The organism is Vibrio sp. 10N.286.52.F8, assembly GCF_041468745.1.
In the GTDB taxonomy this organism is placed as follows: Bacteria; Pseudomonadota; Gammaproteobacteria; order Enterobacterales; family Vibrionaceae; genus Vibrio; species Vibrio crassostreae_C.
Map to the genome: position 1 here is coordinate 110,918 of NZ_JBFRJF010000015.1, position 26,861 is coordinate 137,778.

25 protein-coding genes are annotated in these 26,861 nt (G+C 43.7%); 10 read left to right on the forward strand and 15 right to left on the reverse strand.

Features of this window, described 5'->3' with window-relative positions; genetic code table 11:
• Positions 1–91: 91 nt before the first annotated feature.
• Positions 92–1,276, reverse strand: a complete 1,185-nt coding sequence (locus tag AB4133_RS09525) for a D-alanyl-D-alanine carboxypeptidase family protein (protein WP_017064476.1) — start codon at positions 1,274–1,276, stop codon at positions 92–94.
• A 178-nt stretch (positions 1,277–1,454) separates the two neighbouring features.
• Positions 1,455–2,042: a DUF4136 domain-containing protein gene (locus tag AB4133_RS09530; RefSeq protein WP_372224274.1), complete on the reverse strand. Its 588-nt coding sequence runs from the start codon at positions 2,040–2,042 to the stop codon at positions 1,455–1,457.
• Positions 2,043–2,310: 268 nt separating this feature from the next.
• On the opposite strand from AB4133_RS09530, the gene AB4133_RS09535 reads away from it, so the two are divergent.
• Positions 2,311–2,574, forward strand: a complete 264-nt coding sequence (locus AB4133_RS09535; protein WP_372224276.1) for a YgjV family protein — start codon at positions 2,311–2,313, stop codon at positions 2,572–2,574.
• Positions 2,575–2,709: 135 nt separating this feature from the next.
• Here AB4133_RS09535 and AB4133_RS09540 read toward each other — a convergent pair whose 3' ends face one another.
• Together AB4133_RS09540 and AB4133_RS09545 are read right to left on the reverse strand one after the other, a co-directional pair.
• Positions 2,710–4,173, reverse strand: coding sequence for a diguanylate cyclase domain-containing protein (locus AB4133_RS09540; protein WP_372224278.1), 1,464 nt, complete (start codon positions 4,171–4,173; stop codon positions 2,710–2,712).
• A gap of 294 nt (positions 4,174–4,467) precedes the next feature.
• Entirely contained in the window at positions 4,468–7,635 is a 3,168-nt protein-coding gene (locus tag AB4133_RS09545) for a chitinase C-terminal domain-containing protein (RefSeq protein WP_372224280.1), read from the reverse strand.
• Positions 7,636–8,111: 476 nt separating this feature from the next.
• Here AB4133_RS09545 and AB4133_RS09550 point away from each other — a divergent pair, with 476 nt between their 5' ends.
• The gene (locus AB4133_RS09550) at positions 8,112–9,698 is read left to right on the forward strand and encodes a BCCT family transporter (RefSeq protein WP_372154455.1); all 1,587 of its coding nucleotides are present in this window, start codon (positions 8,112–8,114) and stop codon (positions 9,696–9,698) included.
• Between the two features lie 120 nt (positions 9,699–9,818).
• Here the strand turns inward: AB4133_RS09550 and AB4133_RS09555 are convergent, their stop codons facing one another.
• Positions 9,819–10,181: a RidA family protein gene (locus AB4133_RS09555; protein ID WP_004731436.1), complete on the reverse strand. Its 363-nt coding sequence runs from the start codon at positions 10,179–10,181 to the stop codon at positions 9,819–9,821.
• Between the two features lie 267 nt (positions 10,182–10,448).
• Here AB4133_RS09555 and AB4133_RS09560 point away from each other — a divergent pair, with 267 nt between their 5' ends.
• Entirely contained in the window at positions 10,449–10,895 is a 447-nt protein-coding gene (locus tag AB4133_RS09560; protein ID WP_017064470.1) for a DUF417 family protein, read from the forward strand.
• Between the two features lie 115 nt (positions 10,896–11,010).
• Here the strand turns inward: AB4133_RS09560 and AB4133_RS09565 are convergent, their stop codons facing one another.
• From AB4133_RS09565 to AB4133_RS09595, 7 genes are all read right to left on the reverse strand, one after another.
• Positions 11,011–11,529, reverse strand: coding sequence for a GNAT family N-acetyltransferase (locus AB4133_RS09565; protein WP_017062656.1), 519 nt, complete (start codon positions 11,527–11,529; stop codon positions 11,011–11,013).
• A gap of 69 nt (positions 11,530–11,598) precedes the next feature.
• Positions 11,599–12,063 (reverse strand): acyltransferase, encoded by a 465-nt coding sequence (locus AB4133_RS09570; RefSeq protein ID WP_017062657.1) that lies wholly within the window; start codon positions 12,061–12,063, stop codon positions 11,599–11,601.
• A 118-nt stretch (positions 12,064–12,181) separates the two neighbouring features.
• Positions 12,182–12,331 (reverse strand): hypothetical protein, encoded by a 150-nt coding sequence (locus AB4133_RS09575; RefSeq protein ID WP_017062658.1) that lies wholly within the window; start codon positions 12,329–12,331, stop codon positions 12,182–12,184.
• 94 nt (positions 12,332–12,425) lie between these two features.
• Complete coding sequence (locus AB4133_RS09580) at positions 12,426–12,782, reverse strand: hypothetical protein (protein WP_017062659.1); 357 nt, start codon at positions 12,780–12,782, stop codon at positions 12,426–12,428.
• A 213-nt stretch (positions 12,783–12,995) separates the two neighbouring features.
• Entirely contained in the window at positions 12,996–14,243 is a 1,248-nt protein-coding gene (locus AB4133_RS09585) for a RidA family protein (protein ID WP_372224283.1), read from the reverse strand.
• Between the two features lie 580 nt (positions 14,244–14,823).
• A complete protein-coding gene (locus AB4133_RS09590; RefSeq protein WP_017082065.1) occupies positions 14,824–15,300 on the reverse strand; it encodes a hypothetical protein in 477 nt (158 codons plus the stop codon).
• A 253-nt stretch (positions 15,301–15,553) separates the two neighbouring features.
• Positions 15,554–16,438 carry an AraC family transcriptional regulator gene (locus tag AB4133_RS09595; protein ID WP_017108095.1) on the reverse strand — a complete coding sequence of 295 codons (885 nt, stop codon included), beginning with the start codon at positions 16,436–16,438 and terminating at the stop codon, positions 15,554–15,556.
• Between the two features lie 193 nt (positions 16,439–16,631).
• On the opposite strand from AB4133_RS09595, the gene AB4133_RS09600 reads away from it, so the two are divergent.
• From AB4133_RS09600 to AB4133_RS09625, 6 genes are all read left to right on the forward strand, one after another.
• The gene (locus tag AB4133_RS09600; RefSeq protein ID WP_372224285.1) at positions 16,632–17,780 is read left to right on the forward strand and encodes an iron-containing alcohol dehydrogenase; all 1,149 of its coding nucleotides are present in this window, start codon (positions 16,632–16,634) and stop codon (positions 17,778–17,780) included.
• A gap of 225 nt (positions 17,781–18,005) precedes the next feature.
• The gene (locus tag AB4133_RS09605) at positions 18,006–18,752 is read left to right on the forward strand and encodes an amino acid ABC transporter ATP-binding protein (protein WP_029224268.1); all 747 of its coding nucleotides are present in this window, start codon (positions 18,006–18,008) and stop codon (positions 18,750–18,752) included.
• Positions 18,752–19,549 carry an amino acid ABC transporter permease gene (locus tag AB4133_RS09610; protein ID WP_372154452.1) on the forward strand — a complete coding sequence of 266 codons (798 nt, stop codon included), beginning with the start codon at positions 18,752–18,754 and terminating at the stop codon, positions 19,547–19,549. The genes AB4133_RS09605 and AB4133_RS09610 overlap by 1 nt, the downstream gene beginning before the upstream one ends.
• Before the next feature lie 12 nt (positions 19,550–19,561).
• Positions 19,562–20,371: a transporter substrate-binding domain-containing protein gene (locus AB4133_RS09615; protein ID WP_017067595.1), complete on the forward strand. Its 810-nt coding sequence runs from the start codon at positions 19,562–19,564 to the stop codon at positions 20,369–20,371.
• A gap of 128 nt (positions 20,372–20,499) precedes the next feature.
• Complete coding sequence (locus AB4133_RS09620) at positions 20,500–21,426, forward strand: amino acid ABC transporter permease (RefSeq protein WP_029235910.1); 927 nt, start codon at positions 20,500–20,502, stop codon at positions 21,424–21,426.
• Positions 21,427–21,618: 192 nt separating this feature from the next.
• Positions 21,619–22,563, forward strand: coding sequence for an ADP-ribosylglycohydrolase family protein (locus tag AB4133_RS09625; RefSeq protein ID WP_372052167.1), 945 nt, complete (start codon positions 21,619–21,621; stop codon positions 22,561–22,563).
• A 63-nt stretch (positions 22,564–22,626) separates the two neighbouring features.
• Here the strand turns inward: AB4133_RS09625 and AB4133_RS09630 are convergent, their stop codons facing one another.
• Positions 22,627–23,508 carry a LysR family transcriptional regulator gene (locus tag AB4133_RS09630; protein ID WP_017064462.1) on the reverse strand — a complete coding sequence of 294 codons (882 nt, stop codon included), beginning with the start codon at positions 23,506–23,508 and terminating at the stop codon, positions 22,627–22,629.
• 102 nt (positions 23,509–23,610) lie between these two features.
• Between AB4133_RS09630 and AB4133_RS09635 the strand changes: the two genes are divergently transcribed.
• Positions 23,611–24,222: a LysE family translocator gene (locus AB4133_RS09635; protein WP_372224288.1), complete on the forward strand. Its 612-nt coding sequence runs from the start codon at positions 23,611–23,613 to the stop codon at positions 24,220–24,222.
• A gap of 68 nt (positions 24,223–24,290) precedes the next feature.
• On the opposite strand, the gene AB4133_RS09640 is transcribed toward AB4133_RS09635, so the two are convergent.
• Entirely contained in the window at positions 24,291–25,478 is a 1,188-nt protein-coding gene (locus AB4133_RS09640) for a DUF1501 domain-containing protein (RefSeq protein WP_372148967.1), read from the reverse strand.
• 8 nt (positions 25,479–25,486) lie between these two features.
• The gene (locus AB4133_RS09645) at positions 25,487–26,848 is read right to left on the reverse strand and encodes a DUF1800 family protein (protein ID WP_372224290.1); all 1,362 of its coding nucleotides are present in this window, start codon (positions 26,846–26,848) and stop codon (positions 25,487–25,489) included.
• Positions 26,849–26,861: the final 13 nt, after the last annotated feature.

The following is a 26,861-nucleotide window of genomic DNA, read 5'->3' on the forward strand; positions in this document are numbered from 1 at the left end:
TTGATGTAGAAATAACAAAGGGCGCTGTGATTCACTCACAACACCCATAATATTTCGACTTTTCAGCGCGGCTTATCGCCACAGGCTCTATTTAGAACAGGCTCGCGAAGAACAGCTTAACGTAGTCTATTAAACGTTTGAACAAACCGCCCTGTTCAACCGCTTCAAGCGCGATCAAAGGCTGAGTTTGAACATCTTCGCCATCAACGGTGTAATGAACCACACCTAGAGTTTGACCTTCTGCAATTGGCGCTTTCAGTTCAGAGTTAAGCTCGATAGATGCAGTCAGCTTTTTACTGTCTGACTTAGGCAACGTAATGAACGTGTCTTCTGCCACACCTAATTTCAATGTGTCTTGCTCACCAAACCATACCTTCTCTTCAGCCACTTGATCGCCGCCTTTATGCGGGTTTAGTGTATCGAAGAAACGGAAACCGTAGCTCAACAGCTGTTTGCTGTCTGATTCACGGCTCTTAACGCTTGATGCGCCCATCACAACCGCGATAAGTCTCATCTCACCTTGTGTCGCTGAACTCGCCAAACTGTAGCCAGCACCAGAGGTGTAGCCCGTTTTCATGCCATCAACGGTTAAGCTTCTATCACGCAACAAGCCATTACGGTTATGTTGAGTGATGCCGTTGTAACTGAAAGAGCGTTCGCTGTATAAGCCATACACATCCGGTAAATCACGAATAATGGCACGACCGAGTAACGCGATATCGTAAGGAGTCGAATAGAGGTCGTCTGCATCCAAACCATGTGCATTGGCAAAATGGGTGTTTTCTAGCTTCAGAGAGGTAGCCCAAGAGTTCATCAGGTCAACGAATGCATCTTGTGAGCCTGCAACATGCTCTGCAATCGCAACGCTAGCATCATTACCGGATTGAATAATCAAGCCACGATAAAGATCCATCATTGCTACATCGGTGTTTACTTCGATGAACATTTTTGAAGAGTCTGGGAAGTTCTTCGCCCACGCGTTCTCACTGATTCGTACCTGATCATCAGCAGAGATGTTGCCTCGCTTCATCTCTTGACCTGCCACATAACTGGTCATCAGTTTGGTCAAGCTTGCTGGGTTTAACTTCGTATGTGCGTTTTTTTCTACCAGCACATCACCAGAATTAAAATCAATTAACACATACCCTTTTGCGCCTAGGCTAGGTGGGCTTGGTACTATAGAAGGTGCTGCGATAGCTGCATTACTTACCATCGCGGCGTTACTTACAATGAATATACTTAATAGAGGGAGAGAGTATTTGGAAAACAGTTTCATTGAATCAAACCTAAGTTAACGTTTTGAGCAGTATAGACAAATGCTAGCAAAAGAAGCGCGAACTTTACGTTGCTTTACGTATTTGTACCATTCGTTACAAATAAAAAAGTATAATCTGCGATCTGACCATATTTTCCACAACTAATATTTACTCCACGAATGCATTCAACGCCTAATGCTATCGCTCAGGCATGCGTCTAAATAACATTTCAACAAAGCCAGTAATACGCTGTTTGCTCTCGCTTGGCTCTAAATCAGGTTGGATGCCAGACTGTGCTAATGCTTGCCATTGTACGACCTCTGAGTTAGGTACGAAAAACGCAATGTACAACGACCCTTTCTCCGCGACTTTACCTTCACCATCGTAAAATGGCACACCAGTAGATAGCTTAATCGCATCGAAGATAGACTCATCGTTCAGTTCCGATTCTTCCGCTAATCCAAAGCCTACAACAACATCACCGACACCATCCTGCTTTAACTGATAACCTTTACTTGAGAGCTGTTCTTGAATCGAATCACGCACTAAATCGGTTACCACGGTTTCATCGTATTTTTGAGAAAGGTAAACCTTTTCTGACTCAGGGTGCCAGGAGTACGTCATCACGCCGTGTTTCATGAAACTAAAGTCACCGCTAGTGACCACACCATAATTGTGTGTGGGTGGTATTTCTTGCGTAGAGCATGCGGTCAGCCCAATAGCCATCAAAGCCAATAGTGCTGCTTTTTTTATCCTTTTTGTTGCACAAATGGATCGTTTTATCATTCGAGGCTTCCTTACCTATATAAGAATAACTATCAATTCAACCTCCAACATAAATAGTAATTATGTTAATAGAAAGGTCATTAAACGTTTGCGTAATCGCTAACCTTCACCTCTGTCTGTTTTGGGGGTTTAATCACAAAAACAGAGTTGGTATAGTTCTCCCCGTTAAACAAAACCAGACCATTCGAGGCACGGAGCTTCCTCAATCATCTCATGAAGAGAAGAATTGGTACCGACAAAGTATCGGCAAATTTAAGAGGGTCAAACAATGGAATTCAATATGGTTGAAATTTTAGGTTACGCTGCGTCTATTATGGTCGCAATTTCATTAACAATGAAAGATATCGTTCGTCTGCGTGTCCTTAACTTTATTGGCTGTGCACTCTTCACAGCATACGGCATCATGATTGACGCATGGCCAGTTGCAGCCACCAACGGCTTTATCGCTTGTGTAAACATCTACTTCCTTGCAAAAATGCAAAAGGAAAAAAAAACGGAAGCGATGAAAGCAGCGAAAGCAGCGAAAGCTTAAATTAACGATTAGCCTTTCAAATAATTCTGAAAAAGCCCAAATAGAGCGATCTATTTGGGCTTTTTTGTGTTTGTCGTTCTCAAGAGCTCGATTTGTGTGAACAAAACTTTTCAATTCAATGAGGCTTTCAACCGATCACATGTAAGCAACGTGATATTCGTTCTCTCGATACGCTTGAGTGTTGTTACGTCCACTCTCTTTTGCTTGATAAAGCGCTTTGTCGGCTTTATCGATAGCGGTTTCAATGTCAGTCAGTGCTTGAGCATGGCAACAACCAGCGCTGATTGTTACTGGCGACACTAAGCCTTGAAGTTGCTCAACACATAACCGTAACGCCTCTGATAATTCGAATAACTCATGTTCATCACAATCAAACGTCACCAAAATAAACTCTTCACCGCCATAGCGTGCAATCAAACGACGACGGTTAACAAATCTCTTCAGTGATTTTGCGACCTCACAGATAAACCTATCGCCTTGAGCATGACCATATTGATCGTTCACCCGCTTGAAATGGTCAATATCCAGCAAAATGACACCGACATTTGTTAGCGGATAAGGCGACCTTTGAGTAATTTTCAGTTTTAGCTGTTCGATAAAACTCCGTCGACTAGGAAGCCCAGTAAGGTAATCGAGGCTTGCCACATCCAAGATTCTAAGATGACGATGCCGCAGGTAAAGCACCAACACGACAATAATGCTCAACAAACTTACAACCAAAGCCATCAAGCTAATAAACAATAGGCTATGATTTCGATTAAGCTCTTGCTCTAAGATACCTGCAGAAATGACCCAATTAAGATAAGGGTAAAACTTATAGAAGATTTTTTTGTTGGTCGTGCCACTATCACTGGAAATCGAGTAACTGAATTGACCTTCTGGTTTGGTGGCGATTCGATCAATAAGCAGTTCAGACGAGTAGCCTATTAAGGATTTCAATGATTTGTGCTCATAATCTGGATGAAGCACTAAGTTACCCTGCAGATCGACAATGTACACATATCCGCTATCACCAAACGCATACTTTCTAAGTTTATCTTTTAAACCTTCAAGATCGACCAAATACATCAATTCTTCTTTATAGGTCGTCGCAACCAAAGTATTACCACTCGGTAGCCTCATCGAATAAGCGACTTTGGCTCTGCGGCTTATCTCATGAGGGTTAGCGTGAAAGTACTCGATCATGCCAGAGTCAATAGTGAACTGTTTTTGGACATGAGTAAGATGCCCACGCTTCTGACCTTGCAAGAATGGATGGTAGAGATGGACGCCTTGGGGTGACATCAAATAGATATAACCCGATTGTCCAATATGCAATTCACGGGCAATTTGGCTTACCTGTTCAACTTCTTGTTCTGGCGTGGTATGCCATACATGAGACGCAACGGTATCCGTAATTCCTTTAAGATATGTCTTTATCGCCTCATTAACTGTGGTGTCGACAATATCGTAACTCGCGTTCACAATCGTACGAAAAAACAGTTGGTTAGATTCCAACAATGACCTTTCAGTTCGATTAAATTGAAAGGCAGAAAGAATCATCGACACGACGGCGAGCGCAATTGAAAAATTAAGAATGTATTTACGTCTGACTTTCAAGATTACCCCGTAGATTTATAATTTCAGGTAACGCTGTGACTTCTCTTATATACAGACTGTTTTATATCATGTTTTTATTTTTTACTGAACGAGTGTCGATATTTTTAAGGGTTTCTATACGTAATCTGTGACTTATAACAAAAACGCCGAACTGGATTCAGTTCGGCTTTTTGATTTTACGTCTAGATTGATTACTTAATTGATACTAATTCCTGATAAATAGACTTAAAAGCATTTGTGTTTATTACCTATTACTACACTCTATTGTCTATAAATAGTTTGCTTAGCATTAAATTAAGAACAAACTTGAGTCCAGCTACCATCGCTACCCGGTTCAGAACTTGTCCACCAGTTTGCTTGGTAAACACTACCGTTGTGAACCACTTGGTCTCCTGTGTTTGCATGGCTTGGGTTACCTGCCCAGTCTTTCTGAGGCAGATCTGGGTACACAGTTAAGCCTGCAGTATCACAAGTACCAGGGTTTGTACCACCGTCGCCAGGGTTACCGCCACCAGAACTGATATCACCTAAAGGTAAATCTGGTTGCTCAAAGCTGAAGGCATAATCGACACCACCTACGTTAACGGCATAGTTTGCAGGGCCTGAAATTGGCAAGTAATACACCATATCCAGCTCATATACACCACCAGCAGGGAGTTCTTTCCATGCAGGTAATGTGAAGGCCACACGGTGCATAGTACCGTCTAATCCGCCGATGTTATCCGCACGAGTATGACCCGAAGCAATCACAGTCAAACCACCACCAGATTGATCTTTCGCGTTGTCTGGTGCAGATACTGGAATGTCGAACTGGAACTCAGTACCGCCAGGCAGTGCTTGCCCCGTATTGTTGGTAAACGTGATCTTAGGATTAATTGGGTAGTTTTGGTCACCGACTTTGAAGCCACCAACCGATACTGCGATGTCTAGTGCTTCGGTAGGAATTGCACCAGTCGCGACTTTGTTTCCATATGGCGTTGCCGACTTAAACTTATCGTAGATAGCTTTAGTCATTGTGTTACCCATGTGGAACTCACCGTTACCACTGTTACACGCTTGCTCTGTGGTATCAACCGTTGTTCGGTTGCCACTTGCATCAAGTACATAACAGTTGTAGTCGCCAGCCAGTTCCCAGAACATGATGCCGCCGATTTCTTTGTCGATAACGTAGTCCGCTTTCACGTTGATAGACTCTTTATCTTCCGTAGAAAGGAACACGCCTTTTTCAGCATTCCATAGCCAAGGTGCAACCGCCACGCTGTCGTAGTTACGCGTGTAAGTACCTCTTAGAACATCCGTTGGATCATTTACAGGATCTAGCTTGTAGGCGTCCGCATAAGAACCCCAAATACCTTTCTCTAGGTTCTTCGCATGCCACATTGGGTTCGAACCTGCGCCCATTTCGTTTCCTTTAGGGTCGGTATCATGCCACATGTTATCGATACCAATCGCACCGTGACCACAGTTATTCTTCTCACCTTCACCTGTACCAGCGGCACATTCAGATTGATTAGGCAGTGCAGCTCGGCCCCAAAGACCATTTTCACCACCTGTTACGCCCTGCCAACCACGCGTGTAATATGGAACACCGATGTTAATACGACCTGCTGGCATTGAACCACGGAAGTAATGGTAAGCCCAATCCGTGTTCAGGTAGCCGATACCACCATAAGCCGCAGTGTCGTATACATTCCACTGCGCTAGTTCTGAATCTTTACCTGTATCAAACAAGGCTGCATTATGCCCAACGTGGTCGTTCCAAGCGCCGTGAAGGTCGTAAGACATGATGTTCACGTAATCAAGATATTGAGTGACATCGAATGTTTCCATACCGCGCAACAGGTAACCAGAAGAAGGTGCCGCGATAGTTAACATGTAGTGATTGCCATCTTCAGCAGACGCCACATCAAGCTTCTCACGCAATACTTTCATCAGCACTTGGTAGGAAGCCCATAGGTACTCACGACGCGGTTCCATGAAGTCTTTGTCGTATGGGTTACCCGCACCGGCCATTGACGTTGGGTACTCATAATCAATATCTAGGCCATCGAATTGATATTTACGTAGCATTTCAACCGCTGAAGTCGCGAATGTTTCAATGCCTTGGTGGTTGATAGATCCATCAGCATTGGTCGTCATAGTATAGAAGCCACCATCAGCAACTCGGCTTCCGTCAGTCGCGAAGTGACCGCCCGTTTCAGCCCAACCACCAATTGAGATTAGCGTTTTAACACCATGTTTTTTCTTTGCGGTTGCCAACGCACCAAAGTGACCTTTGAATCCTAATGCAGGGTCGACTTCTACACCCGGCCACTCTTTACCTACAGCAGCATTATTTGGATCATTTACGTCACCAACGTTCACTTTGCCATCTGAACCGATGCTTACAAACGCGTAGTTAATATGTGTGAGTTGATCCCAAGGAATATCATTTACTAGGTAAGCAGCTTGTGGGTCATCCCCTGCACGCCAACTTGTGAAGTAACCAATGACACGACGGGGATGGTCTGCACCCATTTTCTCACGGCCTTCATCATCGTAAATTGTACAGTAAGGAACATCGACACCTTGAGTTTGATATAAGCCATCAGGGCGACATGTGCTCACTGTTGGAGCGCCGTTCACGGTCAAAGATGCCAACGCAGAATCTGCAGTCGCACCTTGGTCGTCTGTTGCTTTCGCGTAAACCGCTAAAGAACCCGCTTGAGTTGTTGTGTAATCTAACGTGTAAGGGCTCGTTGCAGCAGTGCCCACAAGAGCACCCGCTACGTAGAAATCAACCTTATCAACCGTGCCATCGCTATCTGCTGCCGTTGCTGTCAGTGTGACTACACCACCAACATCAACAGATGTCACTGAAAGTGCAACTGAAACTGTCGGTGCTTCATTCCCTGGTTGTGCTGAATCAACAGAAACAGAAACCGCACTTGCAACACTTGCTGCGCCTTCATTATCCGTTGCAACAACAGAAACCTGATGATTACCCGACGTTGCAGCCCAAGTCGCTTCGAAAGGTGCCGCTGTGACTACCGCAACAGATGCGCCATCAACAAAGAACTCAACCGAAGCCACACTGCCATCAGAATCTAGTGCTGTTGCACTCAATACAACATTATCGCCTTCAGTAATCACGTCAGAAGCAGAGGGTGCCGTTAATGAAGCCGTTGGTACTTCATTTGGCGTACCGCCACCTCCGCCACCACTACACACATCAATCTTTTTCCATTGTGCATAGTCACCCTCAAATTGGCTCGGGTTGTTATTTTGATTCCAGTAATTCGCTGAGTACGCGCTGCCGTCATGTGAAACCTGATCACCACCGGTGTACACCGTGGCGGAATCCCACGCTTCTAACGTTGAACAATCCACAGCCGCGTAGCTGTTGAACGCCATTAAGCATGACGCGGTGAGAGTACTGAGTGTAAAAACCTTCTTGGCCACTCTTCCTTGGTTTAGGTGCATGTTAGCTGTCCCTTAAGTTATTGTTTCAAGATGCTTAATTTAAGTGTCATATTTCTCATCACTTAAATCTCTTCGCAAAACAACTGTAGGTAACAGTGCCAATTTAACACCTAAAATATTCGATATTTATAAAATGACTCGCATTAATTTGTTTATAGCATGCAATGAGTCGACACTTATTTTGCACGAACAACTAATATTAAATTTATTTCGGTACGCTAAAAAATATCGCCTAATTCGTATCCTTAATTACAAAACTCTATTCATATCTGCTTTATTTGTTCGTTCTGAAATTTCGTTTTAAAACTAACCAAAAGGGATTGATTTCGCCGTAGAACTGATTTCTTTTCTAAATTTGCCCACTTTTTCTTAACAATTGTGGTAGTATCGCGGATTTTTTTGACGAACCTCACATTTCCAATGCAAGTGTGGGAGAAATACATAGGCTCGAAAGAGCCAAATATAGCGAAGAAATAATGTCCAACTTGACGCAAGTCGCCAACGAAAACATCAACGCAGAATCTACTTCTATCGATTTCAATAAAGCTCAATCTTTGGGTGAAAAACTGGAACTCGGAAACCCAGTCTTTTGGCTTAGTGGCAGTTTTTTAACCCTCTTTGTCATCCTAGCCTTCACCAACACCTCCGTGTTGTCCGAACTTGTAAACATCGGCTTTAGTTATTCAACTAAGTGGTTCGGTGCTTTCTGGCAAGTCCTACTACTTCTCAACTTCATTATCGGTTTAGTGCTTGCACTAGGTCGCACCGGCCACGTTCGCTTAGGAACGCTTGCCCTACCTGAAATGACCACCTTTAAATGGATGTCTATCGTCCTATGTACGCTGCTAGCCGGCGGTGGTGTGTTCTGGGCAGCCGCAGAGCCTATCGCTCACTTTGTTTCAGCTCCGCCACTGTATGGCAACGCAGATCCTCAAGCGATGGCGTTCAATGCTCTATCACAATCTTTCATGCACTGGGGTTTCCTTGCATGGGCAATCTTAGGTGGTTTGTCTTCCATCGTGTTAATGCACCTGCATTACGACAAAGGCCTTCCTCTTAAGCCTCGCACTCTGCTTTACCCAGTACTTGGCGACAAAGCGATTAACAGTTGGGTTGGTAACGTTGTCGACGCATGCAGCATCGTGGCTGTAGCCGCAGGTACTATCGGCCCTATCGGCTTCCTTGGCCTACAAATCAGCTACGCACTGAGCGAACTGTTTGGCATTTCAGACAGCTTTGCAACTCAAAGTGTTGTTATTATCTTTGCTATCGCAATGTACACGCTTTCTGCTTTGAGCGGCGTGAACAAAGGTATCCAACTGGTAAGCCGTTACAACATCATCTTGTCTGTGTGTCTAATCGGCTACATCCTTCTTGTTGGCCCAACGAGCTTCATCGTTGATGGCTACCTGCAAGGTATGGGCGAAATGGTTGATAACTTCATCCCAATGGCGCTATACCGCCAAGATACAGCATGGCTAGGTGGCTGGACTGTGTTCTTCTGGGGTTGGTTCTTAGGTTATGGCCCAATGATGGCGATCTTCATTGCTCGTATCTCACGTGGCCGTACTATTCGCCAAATGATCGTTTCTATTAGCATCGTTGCACCGCTTGTAACGTGTTTCTGGTTCAGCATCGTTGGTGGTAGTGGTCTAGCGTTTGAATTAGAGAACCCAGGTGTGATTTCTAGTGCGTTCGAAGGCTTCAACCTTCCGGCGGTTCTTCTAGCAATTACCGCGCAACTGCCGTTCCCAACTCTGATTGCAATTCTGTTCCTGATCCTGACGACCACGTTCATCGTGACAACAGGTGACTCAATGACTTACACCATCAGTGTGGTAATGACGGGTACGACAGAGCCAAACGCAGCGGTACGTACTTTCTGGGGTATCATCATGGGTGCGGTAGCGATCGCACTTATCTCAATGGGTTCAGGCGGCATCTCCGCTCTACAGTCGTTCATTGTGATCACTGCGGTTCCTGTATCGTTCATCTTGTTGCCGTGTCTATGGCACGCACCGAAAATCGCGAAACAGATGGCCAGAGATCAAGGTCTCGTTTAATGCCTGACCCGATTTAGTTTCGGGGAGCGTATAAAATTAAAAAGCCACTCAAGTGATTCACCTGAGTGGCTTTTTTGTATTTATAACGTTCTATAAGGTTGTTGGTATCAGTATCTTCAATTACTGGAATTTTTCACCTGCAGCAACCATAAACGACATCTCAACCAATAGCTCAGGGTTAGCAAGTTCTGCTTTCACACATGCACGGCTTGGCGCACAGCCTTCAGGGAACCACGATTCCCACACTTCATTTAACGCGTCAAAATTGGCAAAATCTGTTAGGTAAATAGTTACCGACAATACGCGAGATTTGTCACTGTCGACCAAGCTCATCATTTCTTCAGCTTGATCAAAAATTTGCTGAACCTGACTCTTAATTCCTGCCGTTGTATCAGTCTCTGGTACCTCAACAAAACTTGCGATGCCATTAAATACAGTTACATCTGACCAACGTTTGGTCGGGTTAATTCTATGGATTTTCACGAGCGATTCTCTTCTTATAATTAGGGGTTTACGTCAACGTAATCTAATCCAAATCGTGAATATTGAAAACAAAAATTGGAAGGCTCGCTGTACCTTTTGAACAGCACTATCGCCTACACATTGCTTCGGTTCTCAACATCACCAGTATTTAAGTTCATATCGAGACAATAAGTCTCTAGATAAATATATTAATTATTATTCTCAATGCGAAATTTAATCTGAACTCTTGCGGTCATATTCAAGGATTTTATTAAATGGAGTACTTTTATGCATGTTCAAACCTATGATTTAAAACAGAGTAATGTGGGATATAACCTTGGAGTGGTTGGAGTAGCATTAGTGCTCGCTTGGATTGGAATTTATAAGTTTACGCCAACTGAAGCGATGCTCATTGAACCGCTAATCGCGAATCATCCTGCAATGAACTGGCTTTACAATCTGTTCTCAGTACAAGCTGTGTCTAACATGGTGGGTGGCGCGGAGATCATCGTCGCGATTGGATTGATCGTTGGATTTAAGAAGCCGACAGTAGCTTTCTACTCAGGCATTGCTGCATCGGCTATCTTTGTTGTGACACTTAGCTTCCTGGTTACAACGCCAAACGCTTGGAAAGTATCGGATGGCATCTTAGTCACTAACTTCTTCCTAGTGAAAGATATCCTGTTTTTGGCTATCGCGATTAGCGTAATCGAACATAACAAACCTCAGAAGTAACCGTAAATCTAGAAGTGGCCAAACCTAGAAGTAACCTTAAACCTTTAAATAAAAAGACTCGAAGCTGGCTAGAAGGACGCTGCCAGCTTCTAATGTATAAGGCACTGATAGTCACCTAGTCAGCTAAAACCTTACGATAAAAATTAGCATCTTGATGTTCTCCTTTAAACACCGCGTAGCTCTCAACATACTCGACCAATTCAAAACCGGTATTGGATAAGATTTTGTTGGAACCGATATTGCCCACTAACGCATAGGCATCAACATATTTAAGGTTGGTCTGTTCCTCCAAATAGAGTAGAAACTGCTTTACTGCGTTAGACGCAATGCCTTTTGAAGCAAAGGAACGACCTACTCGATACCCTAGCTCTCCACTATGGGCGATCTGGTCGATATCGCGGATGTTGATTCTTCCACAGACAGTGCCATTGGCATCTTTGATCAACATAGGAATCATCTCACCATTCTCGTATTCAGTTAGAAAGCTGGTGATTTGCTCGGTCACACCTGCATTTGAATAGAAGCTATCACCCCTAACTGGAATAAATTGCTCAAACCACTCTCGATTTTCGACCTCAAAATCCAAAAGCGCACTCGCGTCATTCGGTTGAAGTAAGTGTAAAAATACATCCATGACAAATACTCTAATGTTTCCCTAAAAAGCCGCACCTTATGATTCATGAACCACGGCTTATTAATTCGGTTACGGTAAACCTCTCAATTTCTTGGCTGGGTTACCTGCGTAGATACCTTTTTCGGTGATGTCTTTCGTTACCACACTGCCCGCGCCGATTACTGCACCTTCGCAAATGCTGACAGACAGAACCGTAGCGTTAGAACCGATCGTGACGTTGTCAGCTATCAAGGTACGCCCCCAACTTTCAGGATTAGGATCTGGCTTGCCCTCTTTGAATAAGTCGTTGGCAAACATGACTCCGTGACCAACAAAGCAGTCACTTCCAATGGTCACATACTCACAGATAAAGGTGTGAGATTGAATCTTGCTTCTCGCACCTATCACGGTGTTCTTTTGAATCTCAACAAAGGGGCCAACGAACACATCATCTTTAAGCTCACAGCCATAAACGTTACTTGGCTCGATGATAGTGACATTCTCGCCACAGGTAATATCAGTAATCTGTGACTTTAATACTCTTGGACTTGCCATACTTCACTTCCTCTCGACATTAGCGTCACAATTCAACCTAAGAGATTATGCCGTAGCCATTAAAGTGCAGCAAATAGATATGTTGAGAGTTGGCAATGGATCAGAAATTCTGCATAAATTAAAACAGTCCTACCAGCACAACTGACAACAGCACCCCACCGATAAAACTTGGGGCGTGGAATGGCTGAGCTTTAGATCTAACGTACTCTTTTTGAAGGTCTTCTTGGTAAGTTTTAACGGCGAGTTCTTTTACGTAGTTATTTTGCATAATAAGCTCCTTCTTAATCAGTAAGAGAAGCTTAAGACTTGAAGTTAGGTTGAGGTAAAGCAAAAAATCAGATTAATTGAACACTTTATTTTTGTTACTCGAGGATTACCCTGAACACATCGTTATTCACGCCGCCAACATCTACTAACTCTCCCGGTTTCATTAGAAGCGAGGTGTTAAGCTGTCGTGTTGAACGTGGCTCTTTTGTTTCTCGAATCACTAACATATCGACAAAATAGCCAGAGTCTTTCTTTGATATTGAGCCCGAAAACGTAACGCTTTCAACCCTATCGGCAAGGACTGAATTGAATGTTTTATCCTCTAAAACACCTGCGGCGATGGATGTATCACCATAAAATAGCGTGATGGTTGTTGGGTCGGGTACCAACTCTTGATTGGACGAACACCCTATTAGGGTAAGGCATAGCAGTAAAATGGCTCGAAATTGCATAAACTGGTTTTCTTTATTACGTTAAGCGTCTGTTTTTCATATTAAAACACTTCAACCTTATAAATACCATGTTTACGGGATAAGCTTAGGTGTGTCGCTTCGATGGACTTGAGTAATGAAGTGAACGGATCAGATCTCGGCCTGTTGAGTTTGCTCCCTATTTGGAAGCTAAACCGAGATCTGATCGATATTATCGAGAAGGGTTCAATTGATTTATGCAACAACGTCTTGTGGAGGTGTCCCTTCACAGTTAGAAACGACAGCATCAATTTGTACTAAAGCATTCATTGGGATTTCTGAAACCCCTACTACCGTTCTTGCAGGCAGCTCAGCATTAAAGAATGTGGTGTAGACTTCGTTTACCACATCAATATCTGAAATATCCTTAAGTTGAATATTAATTTTCACCGTATCGTCCATGCTATGGTCAACGCTTTCAATTATCGCCTTAATATTGTTTAAACATTGTTCCGCTTGTTCTTTTACCCCGCCAGCAACGATTTCATTTGTTTTCGGATCTAAAGGTAATTGGGCTGAAATATGATTGTAGTGAGAGAAAGCAACAGTATGCGAATAAGGCATGAATGGTGCAGAAACAGTATTATTGGTTTCAATAACCAGTAAGCGAGTGTCTTCTGGTAATTGCGGCGGTGTACCGTCGCCATGTGAAACGGATGTATCAATTTGAATTAAAGCGCCCATTGGTAGTTCAGCGGCATTAACAACCGTTCGCGCTGGTACATAACTTGGGAAGAACTTAGCGCAAACTTCATTTACCTTTTCAGCATCTTCAACATTTTTAAGGTAGATAGTGGTTTTAACCACATCATTCATGACATGACCGATACTCTCTAGAATCGTCTTAATGTTTACTAAACATTGTGTCGTTTGCTCTGTGATACCACCTGAAACCAACTCACCTGTATTTACATCGATAGGCAATTGAGCCGAAAGGTTGTTGTAGTGAGAAAAAGCCGCTGTCTGCGTCGATACAACACTCTGAGGTGCATTATCTGTATTTCTTGATACCTTAACTAGTGCGCAAGGTGCTTGTGGTTTAGTGCCTTCGCCGTTAGAAATCAGAGCATCCATTTGCACTAGCGCGTCGTTGTTTGGCAGCGCAGCTACACCCACAACGGTACGTGTAGGCAGGCTGTTGTTAAAGAAGCTTTTGTAAACTTCATCGATAGCATCAATATCAGAAATATTCTTAACGAAAACATTAATCTTCACCACATCATCCATAACATGGTCGATGCTCTCAACAATGGCTTTAATATTATTTAAGCATTGTTCTGCTTGGTCTTTAATATTACCGATTACGACTTCACCTGTTTTAGGGTCAACAGGTAATTGAGCTGAAAAGTTATTATAATGAGAAAAAGCGACCGTTTGTGTAGATACAGAATTAATTGGTGCGTTTTCAGTATTTCTTGAAATTTTAATGATATCGCTACTCATCGGAGTGATCCTTTTAATAATATAGGAATACGTATTTATATTGAACAATCGTATTGGAAAGAATGATTAAAGTAGCGCCATGTTAAGTGAATTATTTTAGGGTGAACGTGATATCCATCAGACTCTCAGTTGACTATAAATCAGCAAGTTACAGAATAATTAGTCATCAAACGACTAATTATCCGTCATACTAGGCTTTATCAACTGCTAAATTCTCTTTAATTTCAAGTCTATTCAATAATCCTGAATACTCTCTCTGAGAATACGGTGAGTAATTACCGAATTTTAGATAATATTTGATAGGTTGTTCACACTAAAACTTCGTTATTAGCTGAATTAGTTAATTTTTCCCTATACCCGTGCATAAACTTTTAGGCTATTTAATTAATTATTTTAGCGGACTCATCACACATAAAACCGGTTAATAATATATTCGACAATCCAATACCAACAAACTGACAATACCTATAATTAGATACATTTACTCATATATTTAAACAAGTGTGAGGTTGAATAGTGTCTACGTGATGAAGATGGCATCAAAAAGAACGATCGACGCCATAGACATTTGTTGGTTGTACTACTCAACACCAAATGGTTTAGTCGAAGACTGCATATAATTCATTGAATCGATGAACCGCTGTGCCTTTTCTAAGCTTCTCGTATAAAAACGCTTAGTAACACGTTTCTCATCATTTTTTAACTGGATGATAAACCAGTCCCTTTTGCTATAGAGTTCTAAAGCAGATATCGAATTGAAATAATACCTTGAATTTATGTCTGATAACTTTACGTTTGCAGATAAGACCACCAAATTTGAAGCGTCACTATAATTGCCAACTGCCACAACTTTAGAATTATAACCTTCAGATAAACCTAAATAAGAATTGGTAACAACAAGGCCTTCAGGTCTAAACTTTGTTGGCTGCTCCATCACAACCTGCTCAATCACATTCGCAGCAACCTTTTTGTTTACCACATCTAAAGGTGAATAAGGCACCTGCTTAGCAGCACACCCTGTTAACAATAAAACTATAAATATAAAGCATTTTTTCATTTACAAACGACCTATTTTTGTAGCAATTTTCTCGTGGTTTTTATATCGCAGTACAGCTAAAAGCATTAGAAAGAAAGTTTCTATATTGGAGTGAAGGTTTCTATCTAGTTTCTCAAGACCATTTGATAGTATTCTGTTCGGTCTATAAATAACAGTGATTTAGATTGTATTTCTCTTAGTAAACAAGAAAGAGCAGAAAGAATCGACACAACATTAATGCCGCACGTTTCGGGACATAAATATTGAGTAAAGACTAAACCGCTCTTGGAGTAGTATTGAAGTGGCGCTTAAATTCGCGGCTGAATTGAGATGGACTGGAGTAGCCGACTCGGCGTGCAGCATCGCTAATTCGTAGACCTTCTAGTTGAATCAGTTCTTTGGCTTTGTTAAGCCTGACCTTCTTCAAATATTGAAGCGGTGATTCAAAAGTGACATTACGAAACGCATTGTGGAAGGCAGACACACTCATGTTGGCTTCGTCGGCAAGCGATTGAACAGTAATAGTTTGGTCGTACTCTTCATGCACTTTAGATAGTGCTTTAGCGACACGTGCGTAATGGCCGTCATGATGAGCCAAATCAAACAGCACTCGCCCTTCTGAACCGGTTAAGGCACGGTAGACAATTTCGCTGACCATGGCATCACCCAATATGTTGGCTTCGATGTCGCAATGCAGCATTTTCACCAATCGAGTAAAACTTTCTAGCATTTGCTCTTCCATCGGCGTGGACTCTAAGCCGCTAGAATTCTGTTTGTGCTTATTGCAGTAGCTCTCAAGAAAGCCTTGGTCTTCTAACTTTTTTACCAAGCTGTGCAGGCGTTGAGAGTCAATGTTGATAGATAAACCAAGCAATGGTTCACCATTAACAGGCAAGGCCTCACACTCCAACGGCATTGGCACACCTACTACAAGGTAATCACCAGCTGCGTAAGTGACTGGGCGTTCGCCAATATAGATGTTCTTTTTACCTTGCCCCAGCATTATGATGCCAGATTGGTAAGTAAAAGGCTGGCGCTGATTGCCGCCGCTGCTTCTATATAACCACACGCCGTCAATTTCTGTTTCTCTGATCCCTTCAAGATCATCCCAACCTTTGTGTTCAACGTAAGACTGTAATAACTGCGCGAGTTCTTTCATAAGTGGCGACTTTCCATTCCAAGTGCTAAGAGTATGTAAGCTAAAGCAGAGGAAGAATATCAATTTTGTAGAAATAGGCAATTTATTTGGAGAAACAGCCCTTCATTACCCCGAATGACTGTACTAATATGCAAATATAGAAATTGAGCAACACATCAGAATAAAAAATCTAGCTTTACACAAGGAACCTACAATGCAATTTACTTATGTTAACCCTACAGTCATCCACTTCGGTCAAGGCCAAATCAACGCTATCAGCCAAGCGGTTGATACTTCGAAGAAAGTACTTGTCATCTACGGTGGCGGCTCAATCAAAAGCAATGGTGTTTACGACCAAGTAGTCGCATCTCTTAAAGATCACGCTTGGATTGAGTTTTCTGGTGTTGAAGCAAACCCAACCAAAGAGACGCTAGATAAAGCCGTCGCTCTTGTTAAAGAAGAAAACGTAGAATTCATTATCGCTGTTGGCGGTGGTTCGGTAATCGATGGTTCTAAGTATGTTGCTGCAGCGGCTAAATACGACGGTGACGGTTGGGACATCCTAGCGGGCAAACACCAAGTAACAGAAGCGACGCCAATCGGCGCAGTGCTGACGCTTCCTGCTACAGGGTCTGAATCTAACATGGGTGCAGTAATCACTCGTAAAGCAACTCAAGAAAAACTGGCATTCATGAACCCTGCGGTGCAGCCTAAGTTTGCAGTAATGGACCCAGATGTAATGAAGTCTCTACCTGAGCGCCAATTGATCAACGGTTTAGTTGATGCGTGGGTACACGTGTGTGAGCAATACATCACGATGCCAACAGACGCGATGGTTCAAGACGGTTACGCGGAAACACTGCTTAAGAACCTACTTGTACTGGGTAAGCAATACGACGAGCGTGACAACGACGCATGGCGTGCAAACCTAATGTGGACAGCAAACCAAGCGCTTAACGGCCTAATTGGTACGGGTGTTCCTCAAGATTGGGCAACTCACATGATTGGCCACGAATTCACAGCACTATGGCACGTAGACCACGCACGTTCGCTTGCGATTGTTCAACCTTCACTACTTCGTAACCAAATCGAAGCAAAACGTGGCAAGCTAGAGCAAATGGGTCGTAACGTATTTGGCCTAGAAGCGGGTGCTGATTTAGCAGAACGCACAATCGCTGCAATCGAAGCGTTCTACCACAGCCTAGACGTAGCAACCATGTTTGACGGCTACGAAACAAACAAAGCAACGGCGATTGACAATGTTGTCGCTCAACTTGAATCACACGGCTACCTACAACTTGGTGAGAATCAAGCAATCACGCCAGAGAAAACACGTGAGATTCTAGAGTCTGCGATTCACTAAGAATCGGGAAAATAGAGAGAAAGTAAAGATAGTGGTCATACAACGATGAATTTTCACATCTGACTGAACCCATTACTTTTTTCTTTCGTACAACAGAAGCAGCGTTCATTTTGAGCGCTGCTTTTTAATTTGCCCTATAAGATGCTATTAAATTCTCATAAGTCCCTAATTTTATGTGCAATCATATTTCTATATTGTTAAGGTAAACCTGTCTCTTTACTAGGTATGAACAACGATTTGAACAATCTCAAGGAAATGGTTAAGTTTAAGTCACTTAACAAGTGGTATGGTGATTTTCATGCCCTAAAGGGTATCGATTTAAATATTGAACAAGGAGAGATAGTGGTGATTTGCGGGCCGTCTGGTTCGGGTAAATCAACCTTGATCCGTTGCATCAATCAGCTAGAACCTTTCGAAAGTGGCGAACTTTCCGTGCTAGAACAAGTACTCCCGAGTAAGTTCAACACACCGGGCCAAGTCGGAATGGTGTTTCAGCACTTTCATTTATTCCCCCATCTTACCGTGCTTGAGAACCTTACTCTTTCTCCAATTCGTACGCTTAAAAAAAGCAAACAAGAAGCCGAAAAGATAGCAATGCACTATCTCGAGCGTGTGCACATTGCAGAACAAGCCAACAAATACCCAGTGCAACTTTCTGGCGGCCAGCAACAACGTGTGGCTATCGCCCGTTCTCTGTGTATGAAGCCGGAATTACTCTTGTTCGATGAACCCACTTCAGCGCTTGATCCGGAGATGATCAACGAAGTACTCGATGTGATGGTTGAACTGGCGAGCGAAGGCATCACTATGGTGTGTGTCACCCACGAAATGGGCTTTGCAAAACAAGTGGCCGACCGCGTTATCTTCATGGATGAAGGACAAATTGTGGAATCGAATACCCCACAAGCGCTCTTTGAAAACCCTCAACATGAACGTACTCAAGCGTTCCTAAATCAGATCCTGACTTATTGATGTTGATTCGAATTATTAAACCCGCCCTATCTGCTTTGGTACAGATTGTTGTACTGGCGTCTGCTGTTGTTTGGATTCTCGACTCTGGTGCACAAACCATGGGATACAGCTGGCAATGGGAGCGTGTGCCGGACTATATTGCTTTCTATGAAGATGGTGAATGGTGGCCTGCAGAATTAGTTGAAGGGCTACTAGTTACCATCAATATCTCTTTGATTTCTTTGGTTGCAACGCTGGTGATTGGCTTAACCACAGCCCTATTGCGAAACTCCAATTCGGTGGTTGGACGCACCTTAGCCACCAGCTATGTTGAGTTGATTCGTAACACGCCGTTATTAGTACAAATTTATTTGCTCTATTTTGTATTTGGCCCCGTATTAGGGCTGGATCGTTTTAGCACTGCCGTTTTGGCCTTGGCACTTTTCCAAGGTGCTTACACCGCCGAAATCTTCCGTGCTGGTTTAAATGGTATTGCGAGAGGACAATTTGAAGCAGCTCAATCTTTGGGTTTATCAAAGACCTATACTTACTGGGATGTGATTCTTCCTCAGGTGGTGCAACGCACCTTGCCACCTTTGACTAATGAAGTGATCTCTCTTATCAAAAACTCTTCGATTGTGAGTGTCATGGCTATCTTTGACCTAACAACCGAAGCCAGAAACATAGTTTCTGAAACCGCGATGCCATTTGAGATTTGGTTCTCTGTGGCGATCATTTACCTTGCACTTACACTTTCACTTTCTGCCGTTGCAGCTTGGCTTGAGCATAAGCTCGGAGCTAACTGGCGAACACAATAAGGATTTATCAGCATGAAGCTATTTAAAACCGCAATTACAGCCCTACTTGCGCTTGCCGTCAGTTTGCCTGCACTTGCTTCTGAAACGCCTAACCTAGACAAAATAAACGAACGTGGCTCTCTACGCGTTGGTATGTCGACATTTGTTCCTTGGGCGATGCGTAACAAACAAGGCGATCTTGTTGGCTTTGAAATCGATGTAGCAAAACGTCTTGCTGAAGATTCTGGCTGGAAAGTTGAATTCGTACCGACGGCATGGGATGGCATTATTCCTTCTCTACTTTCGAACAAGTTTGATGTAATCATTGGCGGTATGTCTATCACTGAAGCTCGCGCTAAAAGCGTATTGTTCACTGAACCTTACTCGCACTCTGGCGTTCAACTGGCAGCGAATAAAGAGCTAGCAGAAGGTTTTACACAAATCTCTGATTTTGATTCTCGCCGTGTAAAAATTGCAGCGCGTCGTGGTGCATTCACAGTGCAAGTAGCTCGTGAAACCTTCCCTAAAGCGAAAGTTCTACAGTTCGATGACGATGCTCAAGCATTCCAAGAAGTATTAAACGGCAACGCACACGCGGTTATCGCGTCTAGCCCGAAACCAGAACACGAAGCGATTAAAAACGCAGACACGCTATTTATTCCATTCGAAGAACGCCTATCAAAAGGTAATGAAGCATTTGCAGTTCGCCTAGGTGAAACTGACAAGACAGAATTCTTCAACGAGTGGATCAAAGCACGTACTGAAGACGGTTGGTTGAAAGAGCGTTACGAGTACTGGTTCTCTACTCTAGATTGGCAAGACCAGATTGCTCAAGGTCAGTAATCAGAACTTTTGCTAGTGAATCGAGGCAGTGCATTGTTTGCGCTGCCTTGTTAAAAACAACGAGATAGCTATGACCTCATAGCCACCTCTCACAACACATCAATTATTATCGTTTAAACAGGAATGACGTGAGTAGTACTAGCGCATTAACAACACCTAAGCCCAACGTTCATATGAAGCCTTGGTATCAACGCCTTAACCTTTTAGATGGCGTGTTACTAGCTGTCATTTGTGTGTTTGCAGGCTGGCTTTATTATCGTTCCGCTGTTGGTATTAACTACCAGTGGCGCTGGGAAGATGCGTTTACCCTGATTTTCATTCCGCCTTCTCAAGGCAATATTCCTTACTTTTTCCAAGGCTTGATCGCGACACTGCGCTTGAGTGTTTGGAGTATGGTGTTAGCACTCTCTTTTGGTACATTACTTGGCGTTGCAAGGCACTCTAAAATCACTTTCTTTCGTACCCCTGCACTGATTTTTATCCAGTTGGTTCGAAATATTCCGCCGCTGGTGTTTGTCTTCATATTCTATTTTTTCGTTTCAAACCAACTGATTCCATTACTTGGTTTAGAAAGTATCTTGCGTGAACACAACGGCGATATTAACGCTGTTCAAGCCTTTCTGTTTGGTCCTGCTAACCTTTGGGAAAACTTGGCGTCTGGTGTTATCTGTATCGGTTTGCTCTCTTCGGCTTACATCGCAGAAGTGATTCGAGCTGGCTTAGAAAGTATTCCAAAAGGCCAATGGGAAGCGGCCGATTCACTCGGCTTATCGGCATTGTCTAAGTATCGATTTGTGGTTGGCCCGCAAGTATTAACGGCCATCACACCGCCATTGGCTGGCCAAGCAATCTCTTTGGTTAAAGACACGTCGATTGTGTCTCTGATTTCTATCCAAGAGATGACTTTCGTTGGTACTGAAATGGCAAACTCGTCAGGTTTGATCTTCGAGATCTGGCTGATTGTAGGCTTCGTATATTTTGCTTTATGCTTTGTGCTTTCGCGTCTGTTCAAAGTGATTGAGCAACGTTCTAGTGCTTACCTTAACCATCAGTAACGTCATTAATAAGAAGTACCGACTCGCCCAGCTATTCATCACCCTTACCCATTTCACCTGATTGGTTTAAGTTATTGATCAGTCAGGATTTATTCCTTCATATTTCTTCTTAGAAACACAGCAAAATGCTCGGCTAATCACTATACTTAACGTATCGAACTACGTTGATTCATCTCAAGGACATCGCTCAACATGGACAATCATAAAGAAAGAGCTTTTTACGCCGTTGTCGGCGCATTAGTTGGAGACGCTGCTTCAATGGGGCTGCACTGGCTATATGACCAAGAGAGGATCTTACACGTAGCAGGTTTTGAGCCAGAATTTCGCTCACCGAATCAGTTCGATTATCAAGACAAGGGCTACTTTGCTCACCAAGGAAAAACCGCAGGTGAACAATCACAGTATGGTGCTCAGCTATTGGCGATGGTCGACAGTTTAGTCGACAACCAACAGTACGATGAAGCGAGCTACATCAAGCACTTCCGATTCTGGTTTGATTTTGGTGGTAGTTGGCGAGGCTATATTGATAAAGCGACTCGTATGAGCTTGTTGAACATCCATCAATTAGAATTGGCAAATGCCCCGATTACTGCCTGTGGCGCGGATGATACACAGCTCCCCGCAGTCTCAAAGATCATTCCATTAGTGGCGTGTATTTACACCTCTCACACCTTACCTGCAATGGTAGAGAGTGCGGTACGAGTCACTAATAATAATGATAAAGCGGTAGAGTGGGCACAAGCCATCACCCTACTGATTCAAGCCGCGATACAAGGCAATTCACCATTACAATCAGTAGAGATGGTACGACAAACCTGCAGCAAGTTTATACACGATCAAATCGATGAAGCCCTCTCAGCGCCTGAGCTTTCAATAACAGATGCCGCGAAAAAGTTCGGGTTGCATTGCGAATTGAGTGCCGCGTTCCCGCTGCTGATTCGCATCATTGCTGGCGCTCAGAGCTTTAAACAAGGTATCCGCGACAACATTTTATGTGGGGGCGATAGCTGCGGTCGTGCGATTGTAATTGGCGCGGTATTAGCGGCGTGTTTCTACGAAGGAGATGGCGAAATTCCAACCGAATGGCTAAAACAAGTCGAACTCAATGGTGGCGTGCTGTCTTTGCCTATTGAGTGATTTCCACAACAACGAACTAGAGCCTGACATAAGACAAGCACACTTCTAGGTCGGATGTCGTTCCTATAAAGTTGGAACACACTGCGATAACTCATTCTTCAGCCAAACAACAAACGGGCTTTCTGGCTCTTCATGGTTGCTATCTTGCGTGAGCAATATGTACTGGTGACCAGAAGGTACGAAGCCAAACGGCGCGATCAAGTTACCTCTTTCAAGATCGTCGGCGACAAGTGGATAAGACCCAAGCGCTATGCCTAACCCATCGACAGCCGCCTGAAAGCAAAAGTAGAAGTGTGCAAATGTTTGGTTCGCTCGAGCTTTTGACCACTCTCCACCATTAACTTTATCTATAGTGATAGCACCCCAATGACTCCAAGCATCTGGCCGTGTACTGCTGTGCAGTAATTTCACATCATCTAAGTTATCTTTTACCTGCTGCCAATAACCCGGGGAACACACAGGGCCTACCCACTCTTCAACTAGCGGTATCTGTTCGTAACGCTCGGTTAATTTAAAGTCATCTCGGCGAATCGCCATATCGAGCCCTGTCGCATTCAAGTTCACAGGCCCACCAGCAGTCGACAATCGAACATCAATTCCGGATTCGTTATAGAAATCACCGAGTCGAGGCATTAACCAACGCATGGTCAATGTGGGTTCGCATGAAACTTCCAACGCTTGATGATTCAGCTGATTAAGCTTATGGACTCCAGTCTCCAAGGCTTGGAACGCTTGCTCTGTGTAACCTTTGAGTAATTCCCCTTCTTTGGTGAGACACACATTCCTGCCCTGTTTGTAGAACAAAACTTGGGATAAGTGATTTTCCAATACCTTGATCTGCTTACTCACCGCGCCATGTGTGATATTGAGTTTATCCGCCGCTTCACTGTAACTACTCGAATGCGCTGCTACGTGGAAAATATGAAATGCTTTCAAATGTCTCATGTGTGATTTTTTCTCACAGATAGGTGGAATTCATTTCGATTATAGGCAGCAATAAAAAACCATACAATGCTGGCTCATCAAATATAAAGAGTTGGAGTCATTATGGAGTGGTTAATCCTAGCAGTATTGGGACTATTGATTGTTATCAGCCCAGGCGCTGATTTCGTTTTAGTTTTGAAAAACAGTGTCAATCAAGGAAGACAAGCAGGGATTTGGACTGCAATCGGTGTGAGTTTAGCGATTTGTGCTCACATCAGTTATTCAATGCTTGGGATCAGTTACTTAATCTCACAGAATGAGCAGCTGTTTGACATAATTAGATACGCAGGTGCAACCTACCTTATTTATCTAGGGCTAAAAGGTATCTTGAGTGCGGACAACAAGCTTGCACCGATGGAAGATGCAAAGCAAAGCACCAGTGTTTGGCGCTATTTAGCCCAAGGCTTCTTATGTAACGTGCTCAACCCAAAAACCATGTTGTTCTTTTTGAGCATCTTCAGCCAAGTCATCTCACCTGATGCAGAAAACCAGCATGTCGCACTCGGCTATGGGCTTTACATGATCGTTCTTCACTGCTTGTGGTTTGGGATTGTCGCTATGCTGTTTACTTCGAGTACATTGCAAAAGCATCTATTGAGAGCAAAGAAAAGGCTTAATCAAGCGTGTGGATTTGGCTTAGTGACGTTCGGAGCACTGTTGGCAATTAAATCGTAAACAAGCGAGTCAGAAATAGAATGCGATTCAAACGACTGAATCGCATCTAACAGGGTCTTGGTAAATCTCTAAACAAGATTCATCGGTCTAATATCGGCACTATCAGGGAAGATAATGTTGAGTTGTTTCACTTCTACCGATAAATGTTGGTAGAGCACGCCCTTGATAACCGAGCGCATATCAGTCGTTGGATTAAGGTCTCGGCCCTCATATAGCTGGCTTTGGCTCAAGCCCGGCCAATTGGCAATAACCTTACCCCCCACTCCTTTCAACGATGGCAGCGCACCACCCGCAACAAACATGACGTTGCCAGTGCCGTGGTCGGTGCCTTTGGTGCCGTTTTCTTTTGCTGTTCGACCAAATTCACTGGCCGCCATGATCACTGTCTTCTGCCAACGATCACCTAGTGAAGCCTTGAGAGCCGCTAACCCACCATCCAAAGTTTTAAGTTGATTACTCAACCGTCCATTTACGTTGCCTTGATTGGCGTGAGTGTCCCATCCACCCAATTCTAACGCTGCGATGTTTGGTCCGTTATCAGCCGACAATATGTCGCCTGTTTTACCCATCAATGATTTAAACTGTTTGCCGACACCTTGGTCTCCCACCAGTTGATCTATCTTCATGACACTTTCAAAGTTTGAAGACAGCATTTGGTCACTTTGAAACAACTCTTCCAGCAATTCCGTTTGTTTATCGCGTGTTTTTAAGCGGTTTGGGTACCAACTTGCCACGGTCGATTCGCCCTGCATGATGAGTGGTAAGCCCGAATCAATCGCAATTCCATCGTATTTTTCTGAGCTCAACGTGAGTAAACGGTTAATCCACCCTACGGTGTTAAACGGGTCGGAAGTGCCATTCTCCAATATCTTCTGTCCATCAAAATGTGAGCGCTCGCGATAAGCGGTTGAACAAGCGTGTACAAAGCTGAGTTCGTTACTCTCATACCATTGATGGCATTGCTTTAGGGATGGGTGAAGCCCAAAGAAATCATCCAACTTCACTAGCTGTTCAGGTTTTAATCCGATGTTGGGTCTCAAATTAGAGTAATCCGGATCGGCATGCGGCACTACAACATTTAAACCATCCATCGCGCCACGCAGTGATACCCAAATGAAGATATTGTCTGAACCTGTTTTGGCAAAGCTTGGAAATGGCAGCATCGCACTGACGCCAACAGCCGCCGCAATACCCATGAACTGGCGGCGGTTAATACTATGTGGCGCTTTATTCTGAGAACAATCTGACTTTTTCATACCCACTCCTAACGATATTGAAACTGCGGACTTAGCCACAACAGGGAAAGTTGCATTGCAGCGCTGTCGGCTTTGTTCAATACAATTTGGGTGTGTTCATCAATAGCATCGCCATATAAACCCGCGATCACTTTATCCACTACCGCTTTCGGCTTAACTCCTGACGCTTTAGCCGATTTTATTGCAGCAGACGCAAGCCTATTCGCAACTTGCATACGTTGAGTCAACGCCGAAGGGCTATTGTAGTCTCTGTCTTGATCCGACCAGCCTGCAGGTGAACCCGGTTTAAAAGGAGGCTGCCCTAAATTGTTGAGTGCATTGAATGCCTGTTTCTCGTTTAAAGAAATATCGGCACTACGAAGAACGGCAAACAGCCACTCATTCGGCGGTCTAAAACGATTAGGGTTAGGTTTACTCGCCTCAGCGCTGTTCAATAACAAGCGATAGATAGGCAGTAAATCTCCCTCGCCTTTCAGATATTCAGCAACCATTTGCTCTGAGAGTTCTTTAGGTATGTCGCCAATGAAATGCTGGCACAGCTTACCAACCAAGTACGCAGCAGTGTCTTTGTGGGTCGCTAAGGTTTTTAAACACGACTCTCCTTGCGAGACGCCGGATTGAGAATAAGCCTTTCCAAGCAGTGTGATACTTCCTGGCTCATGCAGGTTATTAGCAAATCGAAACCCAGCATCAGGAGATTTGAATTTAATGCCCCAGCCTGAAATCGCTTTTGCTAAGGCAATGACGTCTTGCTGAGTGTAAGAACCGTCAACGCCAAGAGTGTGGAGTTCTAAGATCTCACGAGCGAGGTTCTCATTGAGCCCCTTATTACGGCGCTTTCCGACTTTTGAATTGGGACCAATCGAGAGTTGATTGTCGAGATACAGAAGCATCGCAGGATGTTTAGAAGAAGCCATCAGCATCTCGCCAAAGTTACCATTCCAATGCTGGCGAACCACATCGTTTTCAATGCTGGCGGCCAAGGGCATCAGTTTTCGATTATCGACCGAGATGGCGAAGTGATTGCTCCAAAACTGAATGATGCGCTCTTGAAAACCATAAGGAGTTTCAACACTTTGTAGGTGGCGAGCTTGAGCTTGTTGTCGATACTGCGTTCGAAGAAAAGACTGCGCTTCTTTCTTCGTGGCTTGCATCTGTTGTTCGTCACCCTTGGCCTTCATTCGTTGTACACGATTCTCTCCTACTTTAATCAGAGTAGATTCAGTACTCGGTAAGTCTTGTATAGCTTGGTGAACGAATGGCTTTTTATCCAACTGTTCTACAGGAGAATAATAGGTTGTTTGACCTAGTTTTGGCCCAAAGCCAAACCTTTGTTCACCCACGATTTTTGAAGTCGGGTAATAATTCATTGCACACTCCCTT

Excerpts from the sequence above, each read along its gene's own strand:
- AB4133_RS09525 (WP_017064476.1), bottom strand. The coding sequence starts at position 1,276 with ATGAAACTGTTTTCCAAATACTCTCTCCCTCTATTAAGTATATTCATT.
- AB4133_RS09530 (WP_372224274.1), bottom strand. The coding sequence starts at position 2,042 with ATGATAAAACGATCCATTTGTGCAACAAAAAGGATAAAAAAAGCAGCA.
- AB4133_RS09535 (WP_372224276.1), top strand. The coding sequence starts at position 2,311 with ATGGAATTCAATATGGTTGAAATTTTAGGTTACGCTGCGTCTATTATG.
- AB4133_RS09545 (WP_372224280.1), bottom strand. The coding sequence starts at position 7,635 with ATGCACCTAAACCAAGGAAGAGTGGCCAAGAAGGTTTTTACACTCAGT.
- AB4133_RS09550 (WP_372154455.1), top strand. The coding sequence starts at position 8,112 with ATGTCCAACTTGACGCAAGTCGCCAACGAAAACATCAACGCAGAATCT.
- AB4133_RS09560 (WP_017064470.1), top strand. The coding sequence starts at position 10,449 with ATGCATGTTCAAACCTATGATTTAAAACAGAGTAATGTGGGATATAAC.
- AB4133_RS09565 (WP_017062656.1), bottom strand. The coding sequence starts at position 11,529 with ATGGATGTATTTTTACACTTACTTCAACCGAATGACGCGAGTGCGCTT.
- AB4133_RS09570 (WP_017062657.1), bottom strand. The coding sequence starts at position 12,063 with ATGGCAAGTCCAAGAGTATTAAAGTCACAGATTACTGATATTACCTGT.
- AB4133_RS09575 (WP_017062658.1), bottom strand. The coding sequence starts at position 12,331 with ATGCAAAATAACTACGTAAAAGAACTCGCCGTTAAAACTTACCAAGAA.
- AB4133_RS09580 (WP_017062659.1), bottom strand. The coding sequence starts at position 12,782 with ATGCAATTTCGAGCCATTTTACTGCTATGCCTTACCCTAATAGGGTGT.
- AB4133_RS09585 (WP_372224283.1), bottom strand. The coding sequence starts at position 14,243 with ATGAGTAGCGATATCATTAAAATTTCAAGAAATACTGAAAACGCACCA.
- AB4133_RS09590 (WP_017082065.1), bottom strand. The coding sequence starts at position 15,300 with ATGAAAAAATGCTTTATATTTATAGTTTTATTGTTAACAGGGTGTGCT.
- AB4133_RS09595 (WP_017108095.1), bottom strand. The coding sequence starts at position 16,438 with ATGAAAGAACTCGCGCAGTTATTACAGTCTTACGTTGAACACAAAGGT.
- AB4133_RS09600 (WP_372224285.1), top strand. The coding sequence starts at position 16,632 with ATGCAATTTACTTATGTTAACCCTACAGTCATCCACTTCGGTCAAGGC.
- AB4133_RS09605 (WP_029224268.1), top strand. The coding sequence starts at position 18,006 with ATGAACAACGATTTGAACAATCTCAAGGAAATGGTTAAGTTTAAGTCA.
- AB4133_RS09610 (WP_372154452.1), top strand. The coding sequence starts at position 18,752 with ATGTTGATTCGAATTATTAAACCCGCCCTATCTGCTTTGGTACAGATT.
- AB4133_RS09615 (WP_017067595.1), top strand. The coding sequence starts at position 19,562 with ATGAAGCTATTTAAAACCGCAATTACAGCCCTACTTGCGCTTGCCGTC.
- AB4133_RS09625 (WP_372052167.1), top strand. The coding sequence starts at position 21,619 with ATGGACAATCATAAAGAAAGAGCTTTTTACGCCGTTGTCGGCGCATTA.
- AB4133_RS09630 (WP_017064462.1), bottom strand. The coding sequence starts at position 23,508 with ATGAGACATTTGAAAGCATTTCATATTTTCCACGTAGCAGCGCATTCG.
- AB4133_RS09635 (WP_372224288.1), top strand. The coding sequence starts at position 23,611 with ATGGAGTGGTTAATCCTAGCAGTATTGGGACTATTGATTGTTATCAGC.
- AB4133_RS09640 (WP_372148967.1), bottom strand. The coding sequence starts at position 25,478 with ATGAAAAAGTCAGATTGTTCTCAGAATAAAGCGCCACATAGTATTAAC.
- AB4133_RS09645 (WP_372224290.1), bottom strand. The coding sequence starts at position 26,848 with ATGAATTATTACCCGACTTCAAAAATCGTGGGTGAACAAAGGTTTGGC.